Source organism: Flavobacteriales bacterium (genome assembly GCA_021296215.1).
GTDB lineage: Bacteria > Bacteroidota > Bacteroidia > Flavobacteriales > ECT2AJA-044 > ECT2AJA-044.
The window spans coordinates 29,838-46,901 of sequence record JAGWBA010000014.1; the positions used below are offsets into that span (position 1 = coordinate 29,838).

Here is a 17,064-nt window from a genome sequence, read left to right on the forward strand (position 1 = left end):
TGAAACCATGGCGAAAGAACTAACGCACCCGAACTACAAATGTCCTAAGTGCAATAACCGCAAGTATACTTCGGAGTCAATAAGCACCACCGGAAGCGGATGGTCACGCATTTTCGACATGCAGAACAAGAAGTTCACCGCTGTCAGTTGTAACTACTGTGGATTCACGGAACTCTACAAGGGCAAGCACAGTAATTTGAGCAACATTTTCGACTTTTTCACGAGCTAATGAGCGGCCGATCAGACCAGCTTCCCAAGCGCAAACTACCGAGCAACGAGGCTTTCATTGAAGGCCTCCTCTCGGGCGATCGTACCCTGCTGAGTAGGGCGATAACATTGGTGGAAAGCACCCGTTCGGATCATCAGGAAAAAGCCCAATCCATCATCGAAGCCTGTCTCCCCCACTCCGGAAACAGCTTTAGGGTCGGGATCACGGGTGTACCGGGAGTCGGAAAATCGACCTTTATCGAGGCCCTCGGCAAGAGCCTGATCGACAAGGGGCATCGCCTGGCCGTGTTGGCCATCGACCCGAGTTCGAGCCGCAGTCGAGGAAGTATTCTGGGCGATAAGACCCGCATGGAAAAACTGAGTACCGACGAGCGGGCATTCATACGACCCAGCGCGGCCGGTAATTCGCTCGGAGGGGTTGCACGTAAAACGCGAGAGAGCATCATCCTCTGTGAGGCGGCCGGATTCGACATGATCTTCGTAGAGACCGTCGGAGTAGGCCAAAGCGAAACGGCCGTACACAGCATGGTCGATTTCTTTTTACTGCTGATGCCGGCAGGCGCGGGCGATGAGTTACAAGGGATCAAGCGCGGCATCATGGAAATGGCAGAGGGCATGGTCATCAACAAGGCCGACGGCGACAACTTGAGTCACGCGCGAAGGGCACGGGCCGATTATCAGCGCGTTTTGCACCTCTTTTCGGCGCATCCCGGCGGCTGGACCCCCCAAGTGCGGCATTGTAGCTCATTGACCGGTGATGGAATCGAAGAGTTCTGGAACGAGGTCGTAATGGAATATCAGAAGTCGTGCAGCGAAAATGGCTATTTGCGCCTACGGCGCGATGAACAAGCCGGGTACTGGTTTCGCGAACATCTCGAAGATCGACTCCACCGAACGTTCTACGAGCATCCGGCCGTTAAGGCCGAAATCGGAATTATGGAGAAAAAGGTACTCGACTCCGAACTGAGTCCGTTCAAAGCGGCAGAACTACTCTTCGCCTTGGTCCAATGACCGATTCTCGAGAACGAGGTCCACAAAGAGCTTTTGATCTTCGACGAACGCCTGCTGCCACTCGAGCACATCGTCCGCTGTAATGCAGCCCGATCGCAAGTGGCTCGATAAAACGACATCGCCTTCCTTATCGATATACGACTTTGAAAAGCGCACTTCGTTCCAGCGGTGAATGAGCGCATCGCTGCATGCACCCTCCATCCCCCAGGCCAACATGAGGTCGCCCCCGAGGTCGTTGTACAAGTTCACGGCCACTTTGCCGTAGTATAAAATGAAACGCCCCTCCTCTACTTCAACGATCGAATCGGTTCCCGTACTCGCAAAGAGCCGCTGAAGCTCACGGTCGCTGAAACTCTCGACGTACTGAGCCGAAGCGATCGAACCAATGAAGAATGTAATGATGATGAGTAAGGTTCGTTTCATGAGAGTTCTTATATTCTTAGTTTTTTGGTTCTTCGTTTCATCAGACCGCGAGTATTAATCTCACATATTCTCAAACCCTATTAGATTTAACAGGGCTCGTTAAATTATTACTTGACTTAGGTCAAATTTACTCAGGCAAAGCCCGAATTCACTTTGCACCGGCAAAAGTAAATTCGTTATAATTCCGCGCCTACTTCGTTCTTAATGAACTCCAGGGCTCGATCGCTGGGACTCCGTTCTTTGGCCGTCAGGATCTGAAGCACCAATTCCCGAAGATCCTCGGCCGACGCATCCGGATTGAGGTTTTTTGCGGCTTGATTGATCAAATTCACCGTCGCATCCTTGGCGCCTTTGATCATGCTCCAAGCGTCGTTGCTCACATAAATTTGTTGAGAGAGATTGTACTCGTACTCTGTTCTTATGGTCTGCAACAAGATCGCCTGATACCCCGAAACGTTCATCCGATTGGTCTTGATCCGAACCATGAGGTTCGCCGGTTGAATACGCTCCAAAAACAGGGCCAAACGTTCATAGGCTTGCAAACGAATGGGCAAACTGTTGCGTCGGCTATCGAGTTTGACCTCGTACATGCGACGTTTTTCTTCGTTCCCCATGAACATGCTCAACATGATGTAGGTGATAATGAGCACAATGATAGCGGGCAAAATGTACCGGATGACTTCGAGTCCGACTTCCATAATTTCAGAGTTAGGGGTTAACAAACCTACACAATAGAACGCAACTATTTCTATCTTTGGTTTCCTTCAAATCCTAGTATTTCATGAGCCATCCGATATCAGACCGATTAAACCGACTAAGCGAATCGCAAACCATCGCCATGGCGCGCAAGTCGAGGGAATTGCGCAGTTGTGGTATCGATGTGATCAGTTTGAGTCTGGGAGAACCGGATTTCAACACACCCGATTTCATCAAAGAAGCCGCCAAGAAGGCCATCGACGATAACTTTTCGTCCTACACCGCCGTAGCCGGCTATCAAGAACTTCGCGAAGCCATTTGCCTCAAACTAAAACGCGACAATGGGCTGGATTATACACCCGACCAAATCGTCACCAGCACGGGAGCTAAGCAGAGCTTGGCCAATGTGCTGCTTGCACTCATTGATCCAGGTGATGAAGTACTGCTTTTGGCACCGTATTGGGTGAGCTACAAGGAGATGGTGAAGCTCGCCGAAGGAACTCCGGTTGAAGTACTCGCAGGAGTTGAGCAGGAATACAAGGTGAGCGCAGAGCAAATTGATACGGCTATAACCCCCAAGACCAAAATGGTCATGTTCAATTCACCCAGTAATCCGACCGGATCGGTTTATTCGAAAAAAGAGGTAGACGCCATTGTCAAGGTCTTCGAAAAGCATCCGCACGTGTACATCATGAGCGATGAAATCTACGAACACATCAACTTCACCGAAGAAGGTCAAGTGAGTTTGGCAGCATACCCGAGCATTTACGATCGCGTGATCACGGTAAATGGATTATCGAAGGGATTCGCCATGACCGGATGGCGCTTTGGATACATTGCCGCGGCCAAATGGATCGCTGAAGCCTGCGATAAAATGCAAGGTCAGATGACCAGCGCAACCTGCTCCATTACGCAAAAAGCTGCTGAGACGGCCATGCGTGCCGACGCTTCAGTAACTCATGAAATGCGCGATGCCTTCAAGGCACGGCGCGATAAAATGATACCGCCCTTCAACGAGATCCCCGGTTTCAAAACGCCCGTCCCCAAAGGAGCCTTTTACTTTTTCCCCGATGTTCGAGGAGTGTTCGGCAAAAGAAAAGGCGACCGAGTCATAGAAGACGCCAATGGCCTGAGTATGTACCTGCTCGACGAAGCACATGTAGCAACCGTACCGGGCGAGGCTTTTGGTGCTCCGGGATGTTTGCGACTGAGCTACGCGGCGGCCGAAGACGTTTTGATCGAGGCCATTCAACGCATCAAAAAGGCCATCGAAGAGCTATCCTAATGACGGAGAAGCAAATAAAAAACATTATAAAAGGCTTTAAGAACCAAAACGTGCTCGTGATCGGCGATGCCATGATCGATTCTTACATGTGGGGACACATCGAGCGCATGTCGCCCGAGGCCCCCGTTCCTGTGGTGTCTGTCGATTCGCGCGAAGAGTGCCTCGGGGGAGCTGCGAATGTGGCTCTCAATGTACAATCGCTCGGTGCCACTCCCTTTTTGTGCAGCGTGGTTGGTGAGGACATTCGAGGCGATCTCTTTGTCCAACTGATGCAGCAACGAGGGCTGAATACGGAAGGAATCGTACCGCTGAACGATCGCCCGACCACGGTAAAGACCCGCATCATCAGCGGCGATCAGCACGTTCTTCGGGTCGATCAGGAGAGCACCGAAGACGTTCCCGTAAGCCTGGTACTCAAACGCATTCAAAAGATCTTTAAGCAGCACGATATCCAAGTCATGATCTTCGAAGACTACAACAAGGGACTCCTGACACCGGACCTCATCAATGCGGTGGTCGAACTGGCACACCAACATCAAATACCGGTGGCCGTGGATCCCAAAAAGAACAATTATTGGGCCTATAAAAACGTCGATCTGTTCAAGCCCAATTGGAAGGAGTTGATCGAAGGACTCGAAGATGCGCATCCGGCCGCAGCGGCAGCGCAGGCCGAAATCAGAAAAAAAACCATTTCAGAAACGCGTATGCGCCTCTCGGCGCGATGTGTTCTGTGCACCCTTTCCGAACACGGCGTTCACATTCAGAACGATAGCGAAGATTTGCACTTTCCGGTGTACAAACGCAAGATCGTGGATGTTTCCGGGGCCGGCGATTCGGTCATCAGTACAGCGGCTCTCGTGTACGCTCAAGGGGTCGGAATCCGCGATGTCGCCCGATTTGCTAACTTAGCGGGTGGACTCGTTTGTGAGCACGTGGGCGTGGTGCCCATCGATCGTTCGGAACTGCGCGAAGAAGCACTTCGACACCTTACCTGAGACGCTATGTCATTAAGATCTTTCCGAGAGCGCGTCAATATTTTTCTTTTCGACAGCAGGGAACAAGTGCTGGGGGCACTGAGCTACGTCAGTTTGGCCGTTTCAATTTTCGCTATCGGCGTACTCGTTTACTATTTTGGGTACCCGCAAGATGACTCGTCCCGATCGTTCGTGGTGATGGTCATCCGAGGCAGTTTCGGGTTTTACTTTGTCAAGTACCTCCTCGGATTCATCTACAGTTTTCAGCCGAGCGATTACCTGCGTGAAACGTGGTTCGAAGGGGTACTCATGGCCTTGATCTTCATAAACTCCATTTCGCTCTTCGCCTTCGATTTTCAGCTCGTTCGGTGGATCGGAACGGAAGTCGGCTTCGAAAATCTTACCAGTTTTTACGTGCTGTTCATTCAGGTCTATTTCCTGTTCATCGTTGGCATCGAACTTACCAAAGCCACTACGGTTTTTAACGCCATTCGGCTTCGTCCGCCCACCATGCTGCTCATGAGCTTTTTGGTGTTGATCACTTTGGGCTGCGCTATATTGAGCCTCCCCGAAATGAATGTCACCGGAAAATCCATGCCTTTTATCGATGCGCTCTTTACATCCATTAGCGCGAGTTGCGTTACGGGGCTGATCGTCGTTGATACTGCGACTTTTTTTACCACCAAAGGTCAAATCATCATCATGTTCTTGATACAGCTGGGCGGACTGAACATCATTTCCTTTGCCACCTTCATCGCCCTCTTTTCAAGAAAGGGCATCGGACTTCGCCACCGGAGTATGTTCCAAGATTCGGTGTCCGCGGACGGGCTCACGGAAGGACGTGGATTACTTAGGCAGATCTTTCTCTTCAGTTTTACGGCAGAACTCGTTGGTAGCTTTTTGATCTTTATGTTGTGGAGCCCAAAAATGGAATTCACCCATTTTGGCGATCGATTCTTTTATAGCGTTTTCCATTCAATTTCAGCATTCAATAATGCCGGATTCAGCCTCATGTCAAATGGCTTGTACGAAGAAATGGTGCGGAACGGATATTTACTGCACATCGTAATTGCCATTCTCGTGTTTTTCGGTGGACTCGGATTTCCCGTCATTCGCGACATTTGGGGCCTGCGACGTATGCAGGAAAGAGTACGGCAGCCCTGGAAAACCTATTCCATTGCCACAAAGATCGCCATTTACAGCTCTATTGCATTGATCGCAGTCGGAGCGGTGGGTTTCTTTATTCTCGAAAGAAATGGCACCCTCGAGGCGATGAATTTCGGCGAACGCGTCATCTCGTCGGTATTTCAAAGTGTGACTACTCGTACTGCAGGTTTTAATACCGTAGACATAGGACAACTCGCCGTTCCAACGCTGATCCTATTCATTTTCTTGATGTTCATTGGGGCGTCGAGCGGATCTACCGGTGGAGGTATCAAAACCTCCACTTTTGCTGCGATATTCTTGGCGGCATGGGCCACGATCCGCGGTAAAAAGAACGTAGATGTATTCAAACACACCATTCATCAGGAAACCTTGAGCAAGGCATATTCCATATTCCTATTTTCGGCAACGTTCGTATTCCTGTGCGTTTTCGCGTTGTCGATAGCCGAACCCGACCACAGTATCTTAGCTTTGGTCTTTGAAGAGGTGAGCGCATTTGCCACGGTTGGACTCTCAACCGGGTTAACAGCGGACCTCGGCACGGCCGGTAAAGCAATCGTAATGATCTCTATGTTCGTCGGAAGGGTCGGTACCTTGACCTTGGCTTTTGCCTTGAGTTCCCGCGTGGGTTCAACTGAATACAAATACCCTAATGCCAATTTGATCGTCGGATAATGAGTAACTCGCTCCGCACAACAGGAAGCTTGGAACCCTACCCGTTTTTTTAACGGCGATATCGACGATTCTCGGAGCCATCCTATTCCTGAGGTTCGGCTATGCCGTAGGTCATACAGGTTTCATCGGGACCATTGCGATCATCGTGATCGGACATATCGTAACCCTCCCTACCGCTTTGGCCGTTGCCGAGACAGCCACCAACATCAAGGTCGAAGGTGGCGGTGCGTACTATATCATTAGTCGAAGCTTCGGACTCAATATCGGTGCCGCGATCGGAATCGCTTTATTTTTGAGTCAGGCCATTAGCGTTGCTTTTTACGTAATTGCCTTCGTAGAATCACTAGAGCCCCTCGCGAATTTCCTATCGCAGGAATACGGCAATACGTGGTGGATCGAAATCATGCACAACAAGTCGGCCCTCGGATTTGCCAGTATGACACTTCCGACCTTGTTGATGCTGACCAAAGGCGCGAATATCGGTATCAAAGCCCTGTATATCGCGGTTGCTGTATTGTTTACTTCATTGGTGATGTTCTTTGCCGGTACTACCGATATGCCCTTCGAAGAAGTCGATTTCCTGGCCAAAACTGATAATCCGAACGCGTTCTTTTACGTATTCACCATCATTTTCCCTGCATTTACGGGGATTGCGGCCGGGCTCGGCCTTTCGGGAGATCTAAAGGATCCCAAGAAAGCCATTCCAAAAGGAACGCTTTGGGCAACATTCGTAGGAATTGCGATCTACATCGCCGTTGCCTTCAAACTGGTGATTTCCGTACCGCTAGATGACTTGGCGAACGATCAACTCATTATGTCGCAAATTGCCATATGGGGACCGATAATACCGATCGGACTGGCTTGTGCGGCTATATCCTCGGCTTTAGGGTCGATCATGGTAGCACCGCGAACTCTTCAGGCCTTGGGCTTGGATGGAATTTTCCCCGGAAACAGGGCCAATCGCTGGACCGCCAAAGGAAAAAAGAAGGATAACGAGCCCATCAACGGCAGCATCATTACCTGCCTGATCGCCTTTATATTTGTGAGCGTGGGCGATATAAATTTCGTGGCCGAGGTGATCTCTATGTTCTTTATGGTGACCTACGGGGCCATCAGCTTTCTCGAGCTTCTTCTCCTTGGTAAACGTTCTTCTCTTTGACATAATCTTCTAAATTTAAGTCTCCTAAACTGTTTTAGACATGTTCAAAATGAATGCCCCATATGCCTTATTGTCTCTAGCGCTTATGGGCGTCATTTACCTCTATATATCGAGGTACAACAGCACCCGGGGGGGCTTGTGAAGTTGTTTCGCGGAGTAATCTTTCAGTGGAGTAGAGGGCTCCGGGTCTACGTTCAAAAAAAGGACTACAACAATCCCGATGCCTACTGGCGACCCATCGCTGTGGTGATCTCAGATCAAACCTTTGAAAGACGCGATGCCTTTGACCTCCTGCGTTGGTGGTCCTTGAAATACGGATTCGGAACCTATATCCACTATGTCAAGGGGTATTTGTCGGCGGAAACTCACCAAAAGACTCAAGAGGTCATGAGAAAACTCCTTCATTTGGCCGAAGGAAATAAAAGTAGGGTAGTCATGGACACCATCGTAAGTCCGAGCTACACCAGTGCCCTAGCCCAGGTAATCCAGCTCAACGGAATTTCAGGTAAAGGCCACAACCTCATCCTCTTTGAATTTCCGCGAAATAATGAAGAGCAGGTAAACCAGATCGTGAACAACTACGGCATGCTCAAGGCCACCGAGTTCGATGTGGCACTACTGGCAACGAATTATAGAGGCTTCGGAAGCCGGAAGAAGATCCACCTGTGGGCCGGGTTCCGGGATTACGACAACGCTACGCTTATGATTCTGTTGGCGTACATCACTTTGGGGCACCCCGATTGGAAAGATGGCGAAATAGAGATCTACACCCTATACGAACCGGGCAAACGGAACGAAACGGCCGAGCACCTCCAGAATAACATTCGCGAAGGTCAATTACCGGTATCGCCTTCGAACGTTCGACTCATTGAAAAAGACAGCGATCGCCCGGTGAAGGATTTCATCAATGAGCACTCGGCCAAAGCCGATTTGACCATGATCGGATACCAAAGCAGGCACCTCATGAACCTCGGCACACAGGTGTTCGACGGATACGATGACCTCGGAAACATCCTGTTCGTGAACAGTTTGCTAGAGAAAGACCTTGAATAGTTCGTACTTTGCACGCGAAAATGGAGAAGCTCGAACAAGTAACACCGTACGGAGCCACCGACAAGTCGAAAAAGGAGCAAGTCGCCGAGATGTTCAACAACATTTCCAAGCGGTACGATTTCCTGAATCACTTTTTGTCGTTGGGCATCGACAAAGGCTGGCGACGCAATGTCGTAAAGCTCGCAAAAGCCGAGCAACCTGAACGTATTCTGGACCTTGCGACCGGAACGGCCGACCAGGTCATTGCCCTGCGCGCGACTCAACCCACAGAGATCGTGGGAATGGACATCTCGGAAGGAATGCTGGCACAGGGCCGAGCAAAGGTGGCCAAGAAAGGCCTCGAAGAACTCATTACCTTGAGCTTGGGCGATTCAGAGAATCTACCTTTCGACGACGATCACTTTGATGTACTCACCGTGAGTTTCGGCGTGCGCAACTACGAAAACCTGGAAAAAGGACTGGCCGAAATGCTTCGAGTCACCAAACCGGGTGGCAAGGTCATCATTCTGGAGTTTAGCCAACCCGAAAAGTTCCCCATGAAGCAGCTGTTCGGCTTTTACAGCAAACGCATACTTCCGGCCGTAGGCCGCATTGTCAGTAAAGATTCGCGCGCGTACACTTACTTGCCCGACTCGGTCGAGGCATTTCCGTACGGCACCGACTTCACCGATGTACTAGATCGCCTCGGCTACCGCGAAACATCGGTATGGCCACAAACCTTCGGGATCGCGAGTATTTACACAGGCACAAAATAAAAGAGAAAAATAGGTCGTTGACCCACATGATGCTACGCTTTCGACATACAATCCTTTTATTGGTTCTCACCCTAGCGGGTGGATGGGCGACTGCGCAGGAATTATACAACTACGAGACCCGCCAGTTGCGCTCTCCGAAATACGACTTCAAGACCATTCACTTCGGTTTCGAGTTAGGCATCAATTATTACGATTTTCACATCGATCCGGCCGAGACCTTGCAGAACATTCAGGACAATCAAAATACACTGTACAGTATTGATTGTATAGCAACACCCGGATTTACCTTGTTACTGATCTCGGACCTTCGGCTGACCAATTGGCTCAATCTGCGTTTTACCCCGGGCATCAGCTATACCCAGCGCGACATGGTCTTTGACGTATTCAACGACCAATTGGGCGATTTTTACCAACCCAAGAGGTCGGTAGAGTCGACCTTCATCGAGTTTCCACTATATCTCAAGGTGCGTGGAAAGCGAGTCGGAAATGCTCGTCCCTATCTTATGGGAGGTGCTAAGTACATGATCGACATGGCGAGTCAGGAATTGGTTGAGGATCCGAGGTTGTTTCGCATTAAGCGTTTCGATCTGGCCTACGAATTCGGTTTTGGGATCGATATCTATTTCGATTTCTTCAAGTTTAGTCCGCAGATCAAAGCCGTTACGGGAATGCGGAATATGGTGGTTCCCGACGACACCATCTATACTGAGGGTGTGGTCGATTTGACCACGCGCTGTGTCCTCATAAGCTTTCAGTTCGAGTAATGAGACCATTGGCCCTAATACTGGCGGTGTTGTTCATCGTACCGCAGGCACAGGCCCAAATCGACTGGAATACGGAAGAAGAAGATGCGCAGCAGCAAGAGCGCGAACCGCAACAGGGCGAGGTTCCGCTTTCGCATCTGGGCATGAGCTACGCGTTGAACATTGGGGTATACTTTGCCAATCCGGCCACGGCCAACTACTACAACGGGAGTCCGAACGAGCCCAATTCCATCATGAACTTGTACAACAATCCGAATACCTATGCGGAAATTCGGGATCAGTATAATGGGAACGACTGGTACCTCGACGGAAACAGTTTGCCGCTCGATATGCGGTACGATCGGCCTATGATGTTCGGTGTAAACCTGCAGTATTTCTGGACCGAGACCATGGGTGTTTTTCTGGACTTCAATACGGCTCAGCTGGTATCGGGCGGTTACGTGGCCGTGCAGGTGGAAGATTTTACGGGGCCGGTCATGGAACAGCGCATTGAGCCGGAGGAGATCTGGGGAGAGGAAAGCCGGGTTCACGCTGATCTGGGATTCGCGTATGTCGTGAAGAATTCGAGTGCTGTGCAGCCATTCGTGAGCGCGGGTATCGACTTTCTCTACACCGAAGTAAAAACGAACAAAGTGAAATTCGGTAACCGCACCTACACTATATTCAATCAGGGTTTAAACGAGAACGTGAACATGCCTCAAGGTGGAATGGGCCTAGGGTGGATGTTTACCCCGGGGGTGAAATTGCGGTTGAATGCGGCCTTTTCGGCCGACATCGGATGGAACGTGTACAATACCCAAGTTCGATTGGGCGATTACAAAGAGCGCAACATGAACAGTGCCCTCTATCTTCGGTTGGTCTACTATGACTTCTAAAGGTATTCGCTACATGCTGCTCAGCACCTTTGCGTTCAGTCTGATGCAGCTGTGCGTAAAGTTCCTTCCCCACTTACCGGCCACTGAGCTCGTACTTTTCAGAAGTCTTATTTCGTTGGTCCTTTCCTTGGTTTACCTTCAGAGAATTGGAGTATCGCCCTGGGGAAACAATAAAAAATGGTTGGTACTGCGCGGGCTATTCGGTATCACCGCCTTGAGCATGTTCTTCTAAACTTTACAAAACATGCCGTTGGCCTCGGCAGTAACGATTCAGTACTTGTCGCCCCTGTTCACCTCGATCTTCGCCATTTTCATTTTGAAGGAACGCATGGCCAGTATTCAATGGCTGTTCTTCGGCCTGTCGATCGCCGGTGTCGTGGTATTAAAGCGTTTCGACCCCGGAATCAACTTGTTGTACATGATGTTGGGCTTGGGAAGCGCCTTTTTCGCCGGATTGGCCTACAATGCCATTCGCAAGGTTCGAGGGACGGATCATCCCGTTGTGGTGGTGTTTTACTTTCCCTTGATCGCCACGCCCATCATGGCGGTATTGAGCATTTTCAACTGAGTGACGCCGACTGGCTGGGATTGGCTCATTCTGTTGGGCATGGGAGTCTTTACTCAAATCGGGCAGGTGAATACGACCAAGGCCTTGCAGGCCGATGCTGCGAATAAGGTGACCTCGTTGAAATACCTGGGAGCGATCTACGCTTTGCTCTACGGCTTCTTCATTTTCGGCGAAACCTACACCCGGCAATCCATTTTCGGAATTATCTTGATCTTGTCGGGAGTACTGGCCAACGTCTTGACCAAGAAAAAGACCGTTTAACGGGTCAAATGCGAGAGCAGGATTCCGGCCGCAACCCCGACATTCAGGCTGTCGATCGGTGCATTCGGATCAACCTTTGGAATCTTAACTCGGTGCGATACGCGTGTTTGCACATCGGGCCGTAGGCCGTGAGATTCTGAACCCATCACCAACACCGTGTGATCCGGCACGGTGAACTGCGCCACTTTTGCGCCGTCCATTTCGGCGCCAACGGTCGCAAAAGAACGAGCCTTGGCTTCATCGAGGAAATCGGGTATTGCTCGCTCGATAAGTTGCATGCGGAAGAGGCTGCCCATTGCGCTTTGCACCACCTTGGGGTTCCACGGCTCAGCACAATCGGAGCTCAGGATCACCTGTCGCAAACCAAACCATTCGGCCAGTCGTAAAATGGTGCCAAGATTTCCCGGATCGCGCACCCCGTCAAGCGCGAGGATCATGGGGACGTTCCATTCGATTTCCGCCTGCGGCGGGATTTGCACCACCGCGAGAACTTGATTCGGCACTTTGAGTCCGCTGATCATTTCGAGGTCTTTGTCAGAAACGAGCGTTGCGGCCTGCTTTTTGAGTTCGTAACTAGTGAGAGCAAAGATTTCGTCAATCCGAAGTGGAGAATTCATTAGCTCTTCCACGACCTTGGGTGTTTCGGCGACGAATTTTCCGAACCGCTGCCTGAATTTCTTTAGTTGCAGGGAACGCAGGTATTTCTTTTGAGCGCGTGTGAGCATGCAGCGAAGAATGATAATTTTGCGAAGTTAGCAAATAGAAACCGTGCACTTGAACAAGCTCTTTCGACTCGTATGCCTCTTGATTGGGAGCACCCTTGTACTTTCGTCGTGCAAGGTGACCAAGTACGTCGATGACGATGAGCACATGCTCATGACGAATGAGGTAACGGTCGACAGCACGCGATTGAGAAGTGGAAAAGAATACAGCTATTTGCGTATTACGCCGAATCGCCGATTGCTGGGTGTTCCTTTGTACTTGTTGCTGTACAATGCGGGGGATCCCGAAGCGGAAAAGGGCTTTGGCCATTGGGTTTCTGGCCTTGGTGACGGTCCGGCCGTGATCGACTCCACCAACCTGAGAAAAAGTTCAGAGCAGCTCAGTCGCTACTATTTTAACAAGGGGTATTTCGATGCCGTAGCCGATTACAAGGTCGAGTGCAATGATCGGAAGCGGGCCAAGGTGTACTTCACCGTGAAGAAAAAGAAACCTTACTTCATACGGAATATCGATTATCAAATGAATTCGCCCGAGCTCGAAGAGGTCGTTACGGCGCAAATGAATCAACTGGGCTTTAAGTCCTGGGATCAATACAATGCCAAAGTGCTGGATCAGGAGCGCGGCAGATTAACCGAACTTTTTCGCGAGCGAGGCTTTTACGATTTTTCCAAAGAGTTCATCTATTTCGAGATCGATAGTGCACTCCCCGGTAACTTCGTGGACATCACCATGGGCATTGAGAACAAGCCCGTTCAGGAGGGCGACTCCATTCGTTATTTCGAACACACTCGATTTAACCTTCGCGATGTCAACATAGTTTATCGCTACGACCCCAATAAAGACTTTGGCGACACCTTGTCTACGTATTTGGGTTACCGTTTCTTCTTCAACGATGAATTGAGTTTTAGGCCCCGATTAGCTACCGATGCGATACTGATAGAACCGGGTGATCGATACAAGCAATCGGACGTTACACGCAGTTATCACCACCTGATCAACCTCAAGGTCTTTGCCGGTGTGAATGTGGATTTTGTTCCCGTTGAGGGTGATAGTGCGAGTCACTGGCTCGACGCCTATGTACTCCTGAGTCCATTCAAGAAACAATCGCTCGGTCTCGAACTCGAGGGAACACATACTTCTGGAAACTTTGGTGCGGGTGGATCCATCTTCTATCGCAATCGAAACATTTTTCACGGAGGCCAAATCCTCGAAGTGAGGTTGAACGGTGCTTTGGAAGCACAGCAGGTGAGCTCTGATGCCAGTGGGGTATTCAATACCATCCAATACGGAGTAGGTACAACCTTGCACCTTCCCTACTTCTTGCTCCCTTTCGACACTGAGGGTTGGATGCCCAAGCGCTATCAGCCTCAAACCGATATCAACGCCAGTTACAATCAGCAAATACGGGTCGATTTCAATCGCTCCATTTTGAATTTTGGCTTACACTACACCTTTGATGAGAGTGTGGCCAAGCGTCATAAATTCGAATTGGCGGATTTTAATTTCGTAAAACTGACTGAGATCCGGGATTCCAGTAACATCGATGGAAACCGGATCAGAACAGGTTTCCAAGACGCCTTTATTCCGACCATTGGTTACACCTTCCTGTACAACGACCAAAGCCTAACAGCTCCTAGGCGCGATTATCAATTTTTCAGAGGTCATATTGAATTGGCCGGAAACATATTCAATGGTATAGCCCGGGCGTCGTCATGGACACCAAATGAGGATGGGCAGTACGAATTATTCGGAAACCCCTTTGCTCAATACGTAAAAGTGGACCTCGATTTTCGGCATTATCAACCCGTATTGGATTCGCGGCGATTCGAGTTCAGGATCAATGGTGGCATTGCCCTGCCATATGGCAACAGCAGCGTGGTTCCTTTCGAGAAACAGTTCTTTGCGGGTGGTGCCAACGACAACCGCGGATGGGTGGCGTATACACTTGGACCCGGAGGCGATACAACGGGGTTCGATGTGAACACCGGAGATATCAAGATCATGGCGACCTACGAATATCGCTTTTCGATTCTGGGAGATTTAAATGGGGCGCTTTTTGCCGACGTAGGAAACATATGGACCTTGGATCCCATCGAAGACCGGTATAACACCGCATTCCGATTCGATCGATTCTACGAGGAGCTCGCCATTGGTGCGGGAGCGGGATTGCGGTACGATTTTGGGTTTTTCGTTTTTCGATTGGACGCCGGATTCAAGATCGGGCAGCCCTCACGGCCGAATGGCAACTACTGGACCTGGGATCAGCTTCGATTCGGCAGAGCTGTTTGGAACTTCGGAATCGGATACCCCTTCTAAAAAGCCTCCAATTGCTATATTGCGTACCATTGGAACAACCTGACGAACGAACTTAAACCTTCATAAAATGGCTTTCGATAACATTGCCTCTATCTTGGCCGATCAAGCCGATTATTTGCTTGAGCACGAGTCCAAAACTATCTCCAAAGACCACTTACACCAACCGGGAGCGGATTTTGTCGACCGAATTTTCACGAGTGGAAATCGCTCGAATCAGACCATGCGAAGTCTTCAATCACTGTACGATCACGGTAGACTTGGCGGCAGCGGATATTTGAGTATTCTGCCCGTAGATCAAGGAATTGAGCATTCTGCCGGTGCATCGTTCGCACCTAACCCCATTTACTTCGATCCTGAGAACATTGTAAAACTGGCCATTGAAGCCGGCTGTAACGGTGTGGCATCAACTTTTGGAGTCTTGGCGAGCGTTTCTCGAAAGTATGCCCACAAAATTCCATTCATCGTAAAGATCAACCACAACGAGTTATTGAGCTATCCGAACACCACGGATCAAATCATGTACGGTAGTGTCGAAGAAGCCTGGAACATGGGTGCCGTTGCTGTTGGTGCAACCATTTACTTCGGTGCTCCGGAAATGGACCGGCAGCTTCAAGAAGTGGCAGCTGCCTTTGAACGCGTACATGATTTAGGAATGGCCACTATTCTCTGGTGTTATACGAGAAACGCCGCCTTTAAAACGGCAGATGAAGATTATCATACTGCGGCTGACCTACAAAGTCAGGCCAACCACATTGGAGTGACCATTCAAGCCGATATCATCAAGCAAAAGCTCCCCACCACCAATGGAGGTTTCAATGCCGTGAAGTTCGGTAAGACTCATCCAAAGGTATACTCGGAGCTAACCTCTGATCACCCGATCGACCTTACGCGCTATCAAGTGGCCAATTGCTACATGGGGCGTCAAGGTCTCATCAATTCGGGCGGAGGCTCTGGCAGCAATGACATGCAAGACGCTGTGGTGACCGCTGTAATTAACAAACGCGCCGGCGGTCAGGGACTAATTTTGGGCCGTAAAGCATTCCAACGTCCGATGGACGAAGGAGTGAAACTTTTGAACACGGTTCAGGATGTTTACCTTGCCAACGAAATCACCATCGCTTAAACCCTAGTTTATGACTTGGTTTCAAAGGAAAGAAAAGGGAATCACCACCCCGACCCAAGAAAAGAAGGACACGCCCAAAGGCTTGTGGTACAAGACTCCAAGTGGCAAGATCATCGACACGGATGAACTAAAGGCCAACTTGTATGTGTCGCCCGAAGACGGGTACCACGTACGGATTGGATCGAACGAGTATTTTCAAATACTCTTTGACGAGGGCAATTACGAAGAGCTGGATAAAGACATGAAGTCTGCCGATCCATTGAGTTTCGTAGATACAAAGAAGTACAAGGATCGACTCAAGGCCACCATCGAAAAGACCAAACTCAACGATGCCGTAAGGATCGCAGTTGGGAAGCTCGATGGACACGATATCGTGATCGGCTCTATGGACTTTAGCTTTATTGGCGGATCAATGGGATCAGTAGTGGGTGAGAAGATCGCCAAGGCTATCGACCACAGCATTAAAAACGAGATCCCGTTCCTGATGATCAGCAAATCGGGCGGAGCCCGAATGATGGAAGCGGCGTTCTCGCTCATGCAGTTGGCCAAGACTTCTGCGAAGCTAGCCGAACTCGACGAGGCCGGTGTTCCTTACATTAGCCTTTTGACCGATCCAACGACGGGTGGAGTAACCGCATCGTACGCTATGCTTGGTGATATCAACATAGCGGAGCCCGGTGCTTTGATCGGATTTGCAGGCCCACGCATTGTACGTGAAACCATCGGAAAAGATTTGCCGGATGGGTTCCAAACCTCAGAATTCGTATTGGAACACGGATTTTTAGACTTCATTGTTAACCGTAAAGAGCTGAAAAAGAAGCTTTCACAATTCTTAAAGCTGTTAGCCAACTAATTAAGGCACAGTTCTTGAAACCAACCTGGAGTCCGCTAAAGACTCCGGTTTTTTTGTGGCTAACCACAACGAACTCCTACACGTATAGTAAGAAAGAAGCGGACTCAGCGTTATGAAACTTACATAAAGTCGAGCATATAAATGAAACACTAAGCTCT

General features: G+C 49.8%; 19 protein-coding genes. 16 read left to right on the plus strand and 3 right to left on the minus strand.

Annotated features, from left to right (window positions below; all coding sequences use genetic code 11):
• The first annotated feature begins 7 nt into the window (after positions 1-7).
• A complete protein-coding gene (locus tag J4F31_03985; GenBank protein ID MCE2495731.1) occupies positions 8-229 on the plus strand; it encodes a zinc ribbon domain-containing protein in 222 nt (73 codons plus the stop codon).
• Positions 229-1,239 (plus strand): methylmalonyl Co-A mutase-associated GTPase MeaB, encoded by a 1,011-nt coding sequence (gene meaB, locus J4F31_03990; GenBank protein MCE2495732.1) that lies wholly within the window; start codon positions 229-231, stop codon positions 1,237-1,239. Before J4F31_03985 ends, meaB begins: the two co-directional genes overlap by 1 nt.
• Here meaB and J4F31_03995 read toward each other — a convergent pair.
• Both J4F31_03995 and J4F31_04000 read right to left on the minus strand, forming a co-directional pair.
• Entirely contained in the window at positions 1,216-1,662 is a 447-nt protein-coding gene (locus J4F31_03995; GenBank protein ID MCE2495733.1) for a hypothetical protein, read from the minus strand. The two genes, meaB and J4F31_03995, sit on opposite strands and share 24 nt — an antisense overlap.
• 176 nt (positions 1,663-1,838) lie before the next feature.
• Positions 1,839-2,360, minus strand: a complete 522-nt coding sequence (locus J4F31_04000; GenBank protein MCE2495734.1) for a hypothetical protein — start codon at positions 2,358-2,360, stop codon at positions 1,839-1,841.
• Between the two features lie 83 nt (positions 2,361-2,443).
• On the opposite strand from J4F31_04000, the gene J4F31_04005 reads away from it, so the two are divergent.
• The 11 genes from J4F31_04005 to J4F31_04055 all read left to right on the plus strand — a co-directional run bounded on the left by J4F31_04005 (position 2,444) and on the right by J4F31_04055 (position 11,891).
• A complete protein-coding gene (locus tag J4F31_04005) occupies positions 2,444-3,643 on the plus strand; it encodes a pyridoxal phosphate-dependent aminotransferase (protein ID MCE2495735.1) in 1,200 nt (399 codons plus the stop codon).
• Positions 3,643-4,638, plus strand: a complete 996-nt coding sequence (locus J4F31_04010; protein ID MCE2495736.1) for a D-glycero-beta-D-manno-heptose-7-phosphate kinase — start codon at positions 3,643-3,645, stop codon at positions 4,636-4,638. The genes J4F31_04005 and J4F31_04010 overlap by 1 nt, the downstream gene beginning before the upstream one ends.
• Positions 4,639-4,644: 6 nt before the next feature.
• On the plus strand, positions 4,645-6,456 hold the full coding sequence (locus J4F31_04015) for a hypothetical protein (protein MCE2495737.1): 1,812 nt from the start codon (positions 4,645-4,647) through the stop codon (positions 6,454-6,456).
• Positions 6,457-6,514: 58 nt separating this feature from the next.
• Positions 6,515-7,615 carry an amino acid permease gene (locus J4F31_04020; protein ID MCE2495738.1) on the plus strand — a complete coding sequence of 367 codons (1,101 nt, stop codon included), beginning with the start codon at positions 6,515-6,517 and terminating at the stop codon, positions 7,613-7,615.
• 138 nt (positions 7,616-7,753) lie between these two features.
• Complete coding sequence (locus J4F31_04025; protein MCE2495739.1) at positions 7,754-8,668, plus strand: hypothetical protein; 915 nt, start codon at positions 7,754-7,756, stop codon at positions 8,666-8,668.
• Between the two features lie 20 nt (positions 8,669-8,688).
• The gene (ubiE, locus tag J4F31_04030) at positions 8,689-9,423 is read left to right on the plus strand and encodes a bifunctional demethylmenaquinone methyltransferase/2-methoxy-6-polyprenyl-1,4-benzoquinol methylase UbiE (GenBank protein ID MCE2495740.1); all 735 of its coding nucleotides are present in this window, start codon (positions 8,689-8,691) and stop codon (positions 9,421-9,423) included.
• A gap of 59 nt (positions 9,424-9,482) precedes the next feature.
• A complete protein-coding gene (locus tag J4F31_04035; protein MCE2495741.1) occupies positions 9,483-10,187 on the plus strand; it encodes a PorT family protein in 705 nt (234 codons plus the stop codon).
• Positions 10,187-11,062 (plus strand): hypothetical protein, encoded by an 876-nt coding sequence (locus J4F31_04040; GenBank protein MCE2495742.1) that lies wholly within the window; start codon positions 10,187-10,189, stop codon positions 11,060-11,062. The genes J4F31_04035 and J4F31_04040 overlap by 1 nt, the downstream gene beginning before the upstream one ends.
• Entirely contained in the window at positions 11,052-11,294 is a 243-nt protein-coding gene (locus J4F31_04045) for a hypothetical protein (protein ID MCE2495743.1), read from the plus strand. The genes J4F31_04040 and J4F31_04045 overlap by 11 nt, the downstream gene beginning before the upstream one ends.
• 12 nt (positions 11,295-11,306) lie before the next feature.
• On the plus strand, positions 11,307-11,630 hold the full coding sequence (locus J4F31_04050) for an EamA family transporter (protein ID MCE2495744.1): 324 nt from the start codon (positions 11,307-11,309) through the stop codon (positions 11,628-11,630).
• On the plus strand, positions 11,631-11,891 hold the full coding sequence (locus J4F31_04055; protein ID MCE2495745.1) for an EamA family transporter: 261 nt from the start codon (positions 11,631-11,633) through the stop codon (positions 11,889-11,891). It abuts the gene before it with no gap.
• Here J4F31_04055 and J4F31_04060 read toward each other — a convergent pair.
• Entirely contained in the window at positions 11,888-12,616 is a 729-nt protein-coding gene (locus J4F31_04060; protein ID MCE2495746.1) for an RNA methyltransferase, read from the minus strand. The genes J4F31_04055 and J4F31_04060 overlap by 4 nt on opposite strands.
• 49 nt (positions 12,617-12,665) lie before the next feature.
• On the opposite strand from J4F31_04060, the gene J4F31_04065 reads away from it, so the two are divergent.
• The 3 genes from J4F31_04065 (at position 12,666) to J4F31_04075 (ending at position 16,906) form a co-directional block, all read left to right on the plus strand.
• Entirely contained in the window at positions 12,666-14,930 is a 2,265-nt protein-coding gene (locus J4F31_04065) for a BamA/TamA family outer membrane protein (protein MCE2495747.1), read from the plus strand.
• A gap of 67 nt (positions 14,931-14,997) precedes the next feature.
• On the plus strand, positions 14,998-16,053 hold the full coding sequence (locus J4F31_04070; GenBank protein MCE2495748.1) for a class I fructose-bisphosphate aldolase: 1,056 nt from the start codon (positions 14,998-15,000) through the stop codon (positions 16,051-16,053).
• Positions 16,054-16,063: 10 nt separating this feature from the next.
• On the plus strand, positions 16,064-16,906 hold the full coding sequence (locus J4F31_04075) for an acetyl-CoA carboxylase carboxyltransferase subunit beta (protein ID MCE2495749.1): 843 nt from the start codon (positions 16,064-16,066) through the stop codon (positions 16,904-16,906).
• Positions 16,907-17,064 lie beyond the last annotated feature (158 nt).

Coding starts and splice junctions, on each gene's coding strand:
- J4F31_04050 (MCE2495744.1), top strand. CDS start 11,307: ATGCCGTTGGCCTCGGCAGTAACGATTCAGTACTTGTCGCCCCTGTTC.
- J4F31_04075 (MCE2495749.1), top strand. CDS start 16,064: ATGACTTGGTTTCAAAGGAAAGAAAAGGGAATCACCACCCCGACCCAA.
- J4F31_04045 (MCE2495743.1), top strand. CDS start 11,052: ATGACTTCTAAAGGTATTCGCTACATGCTGCTCAGCACCTTTGCGTTC.
- J4F31_04005 (MCE2495735.1), top strand. CDS start 2,444: ATGAGCCATCCGATATCAGACCGATTAAACCGACTAAGCGAATCGCAA.
- J4F31_04060 (MCE2495746.1), bottom strand. CDS start 12,616: ATGCTCACACGCGCTCAAAAGAAATACCTGCGTTCCCTGCAACTAAAG.
- J4F31_03985 (MCE2495731.1), top strand. CDS start 8: ATGGCGAAAGAACTAACGCACCCGAACTACAAATGTCCTAAGTGCAAT.
- J4F31_04040 (MCE2495742.1), top strand. CDS start 10,187: ATGAGACCATTGGCCCTAATACTGGCGGTGTTGTTCATCGTACCGCAG.
- ubiE (MCE2495740.1), top strand. CDS start 8,689: ATGGAGAAGCTCGAACAAGTAACACCGTACGGAGCCACCGACAAGTCG.
- J4F31_04000 (MCE2495734.1), bottom strand. CDS start 2,360: ATGGAAGTCGGACTCGAAGTCATCCGGTACATTTTGCCCGCTATCATT.
- J4F31_04070 (MCE2495748.1), top strand. CDS start 14,998: ATGGCTTTCGATAACATTGCCTCTATCTTGGCCGATCAAGCCGATTAT.
- J4F31_03995 (MCE2495733.1), bottom strand. CDS start 1,662: ATGAAACGAACCTTACTCATCATCATTACATTCTTCATTGGTTCGATC.
- J4F31_04015 (MCE2495737.1), top strand. CDS start 4,645: ATGTCATTAAGATCTTTCCGAGAGCGCGTCAATATTTTTCTTTTCGAC.
- meaB (MCE2495732.1), top strand. CDS start 229: ATGAGCGGCCGATCAGACCAGCTTCCCAAGCGCAAACTACCGAGCAAC.
- J4F31_04010 (MCE2495736.1), top strand. CDS start 3,643: ATGACGGAGAAGCAAATAAAAAACATTATAAAAGGCTTTAAGAACCAA.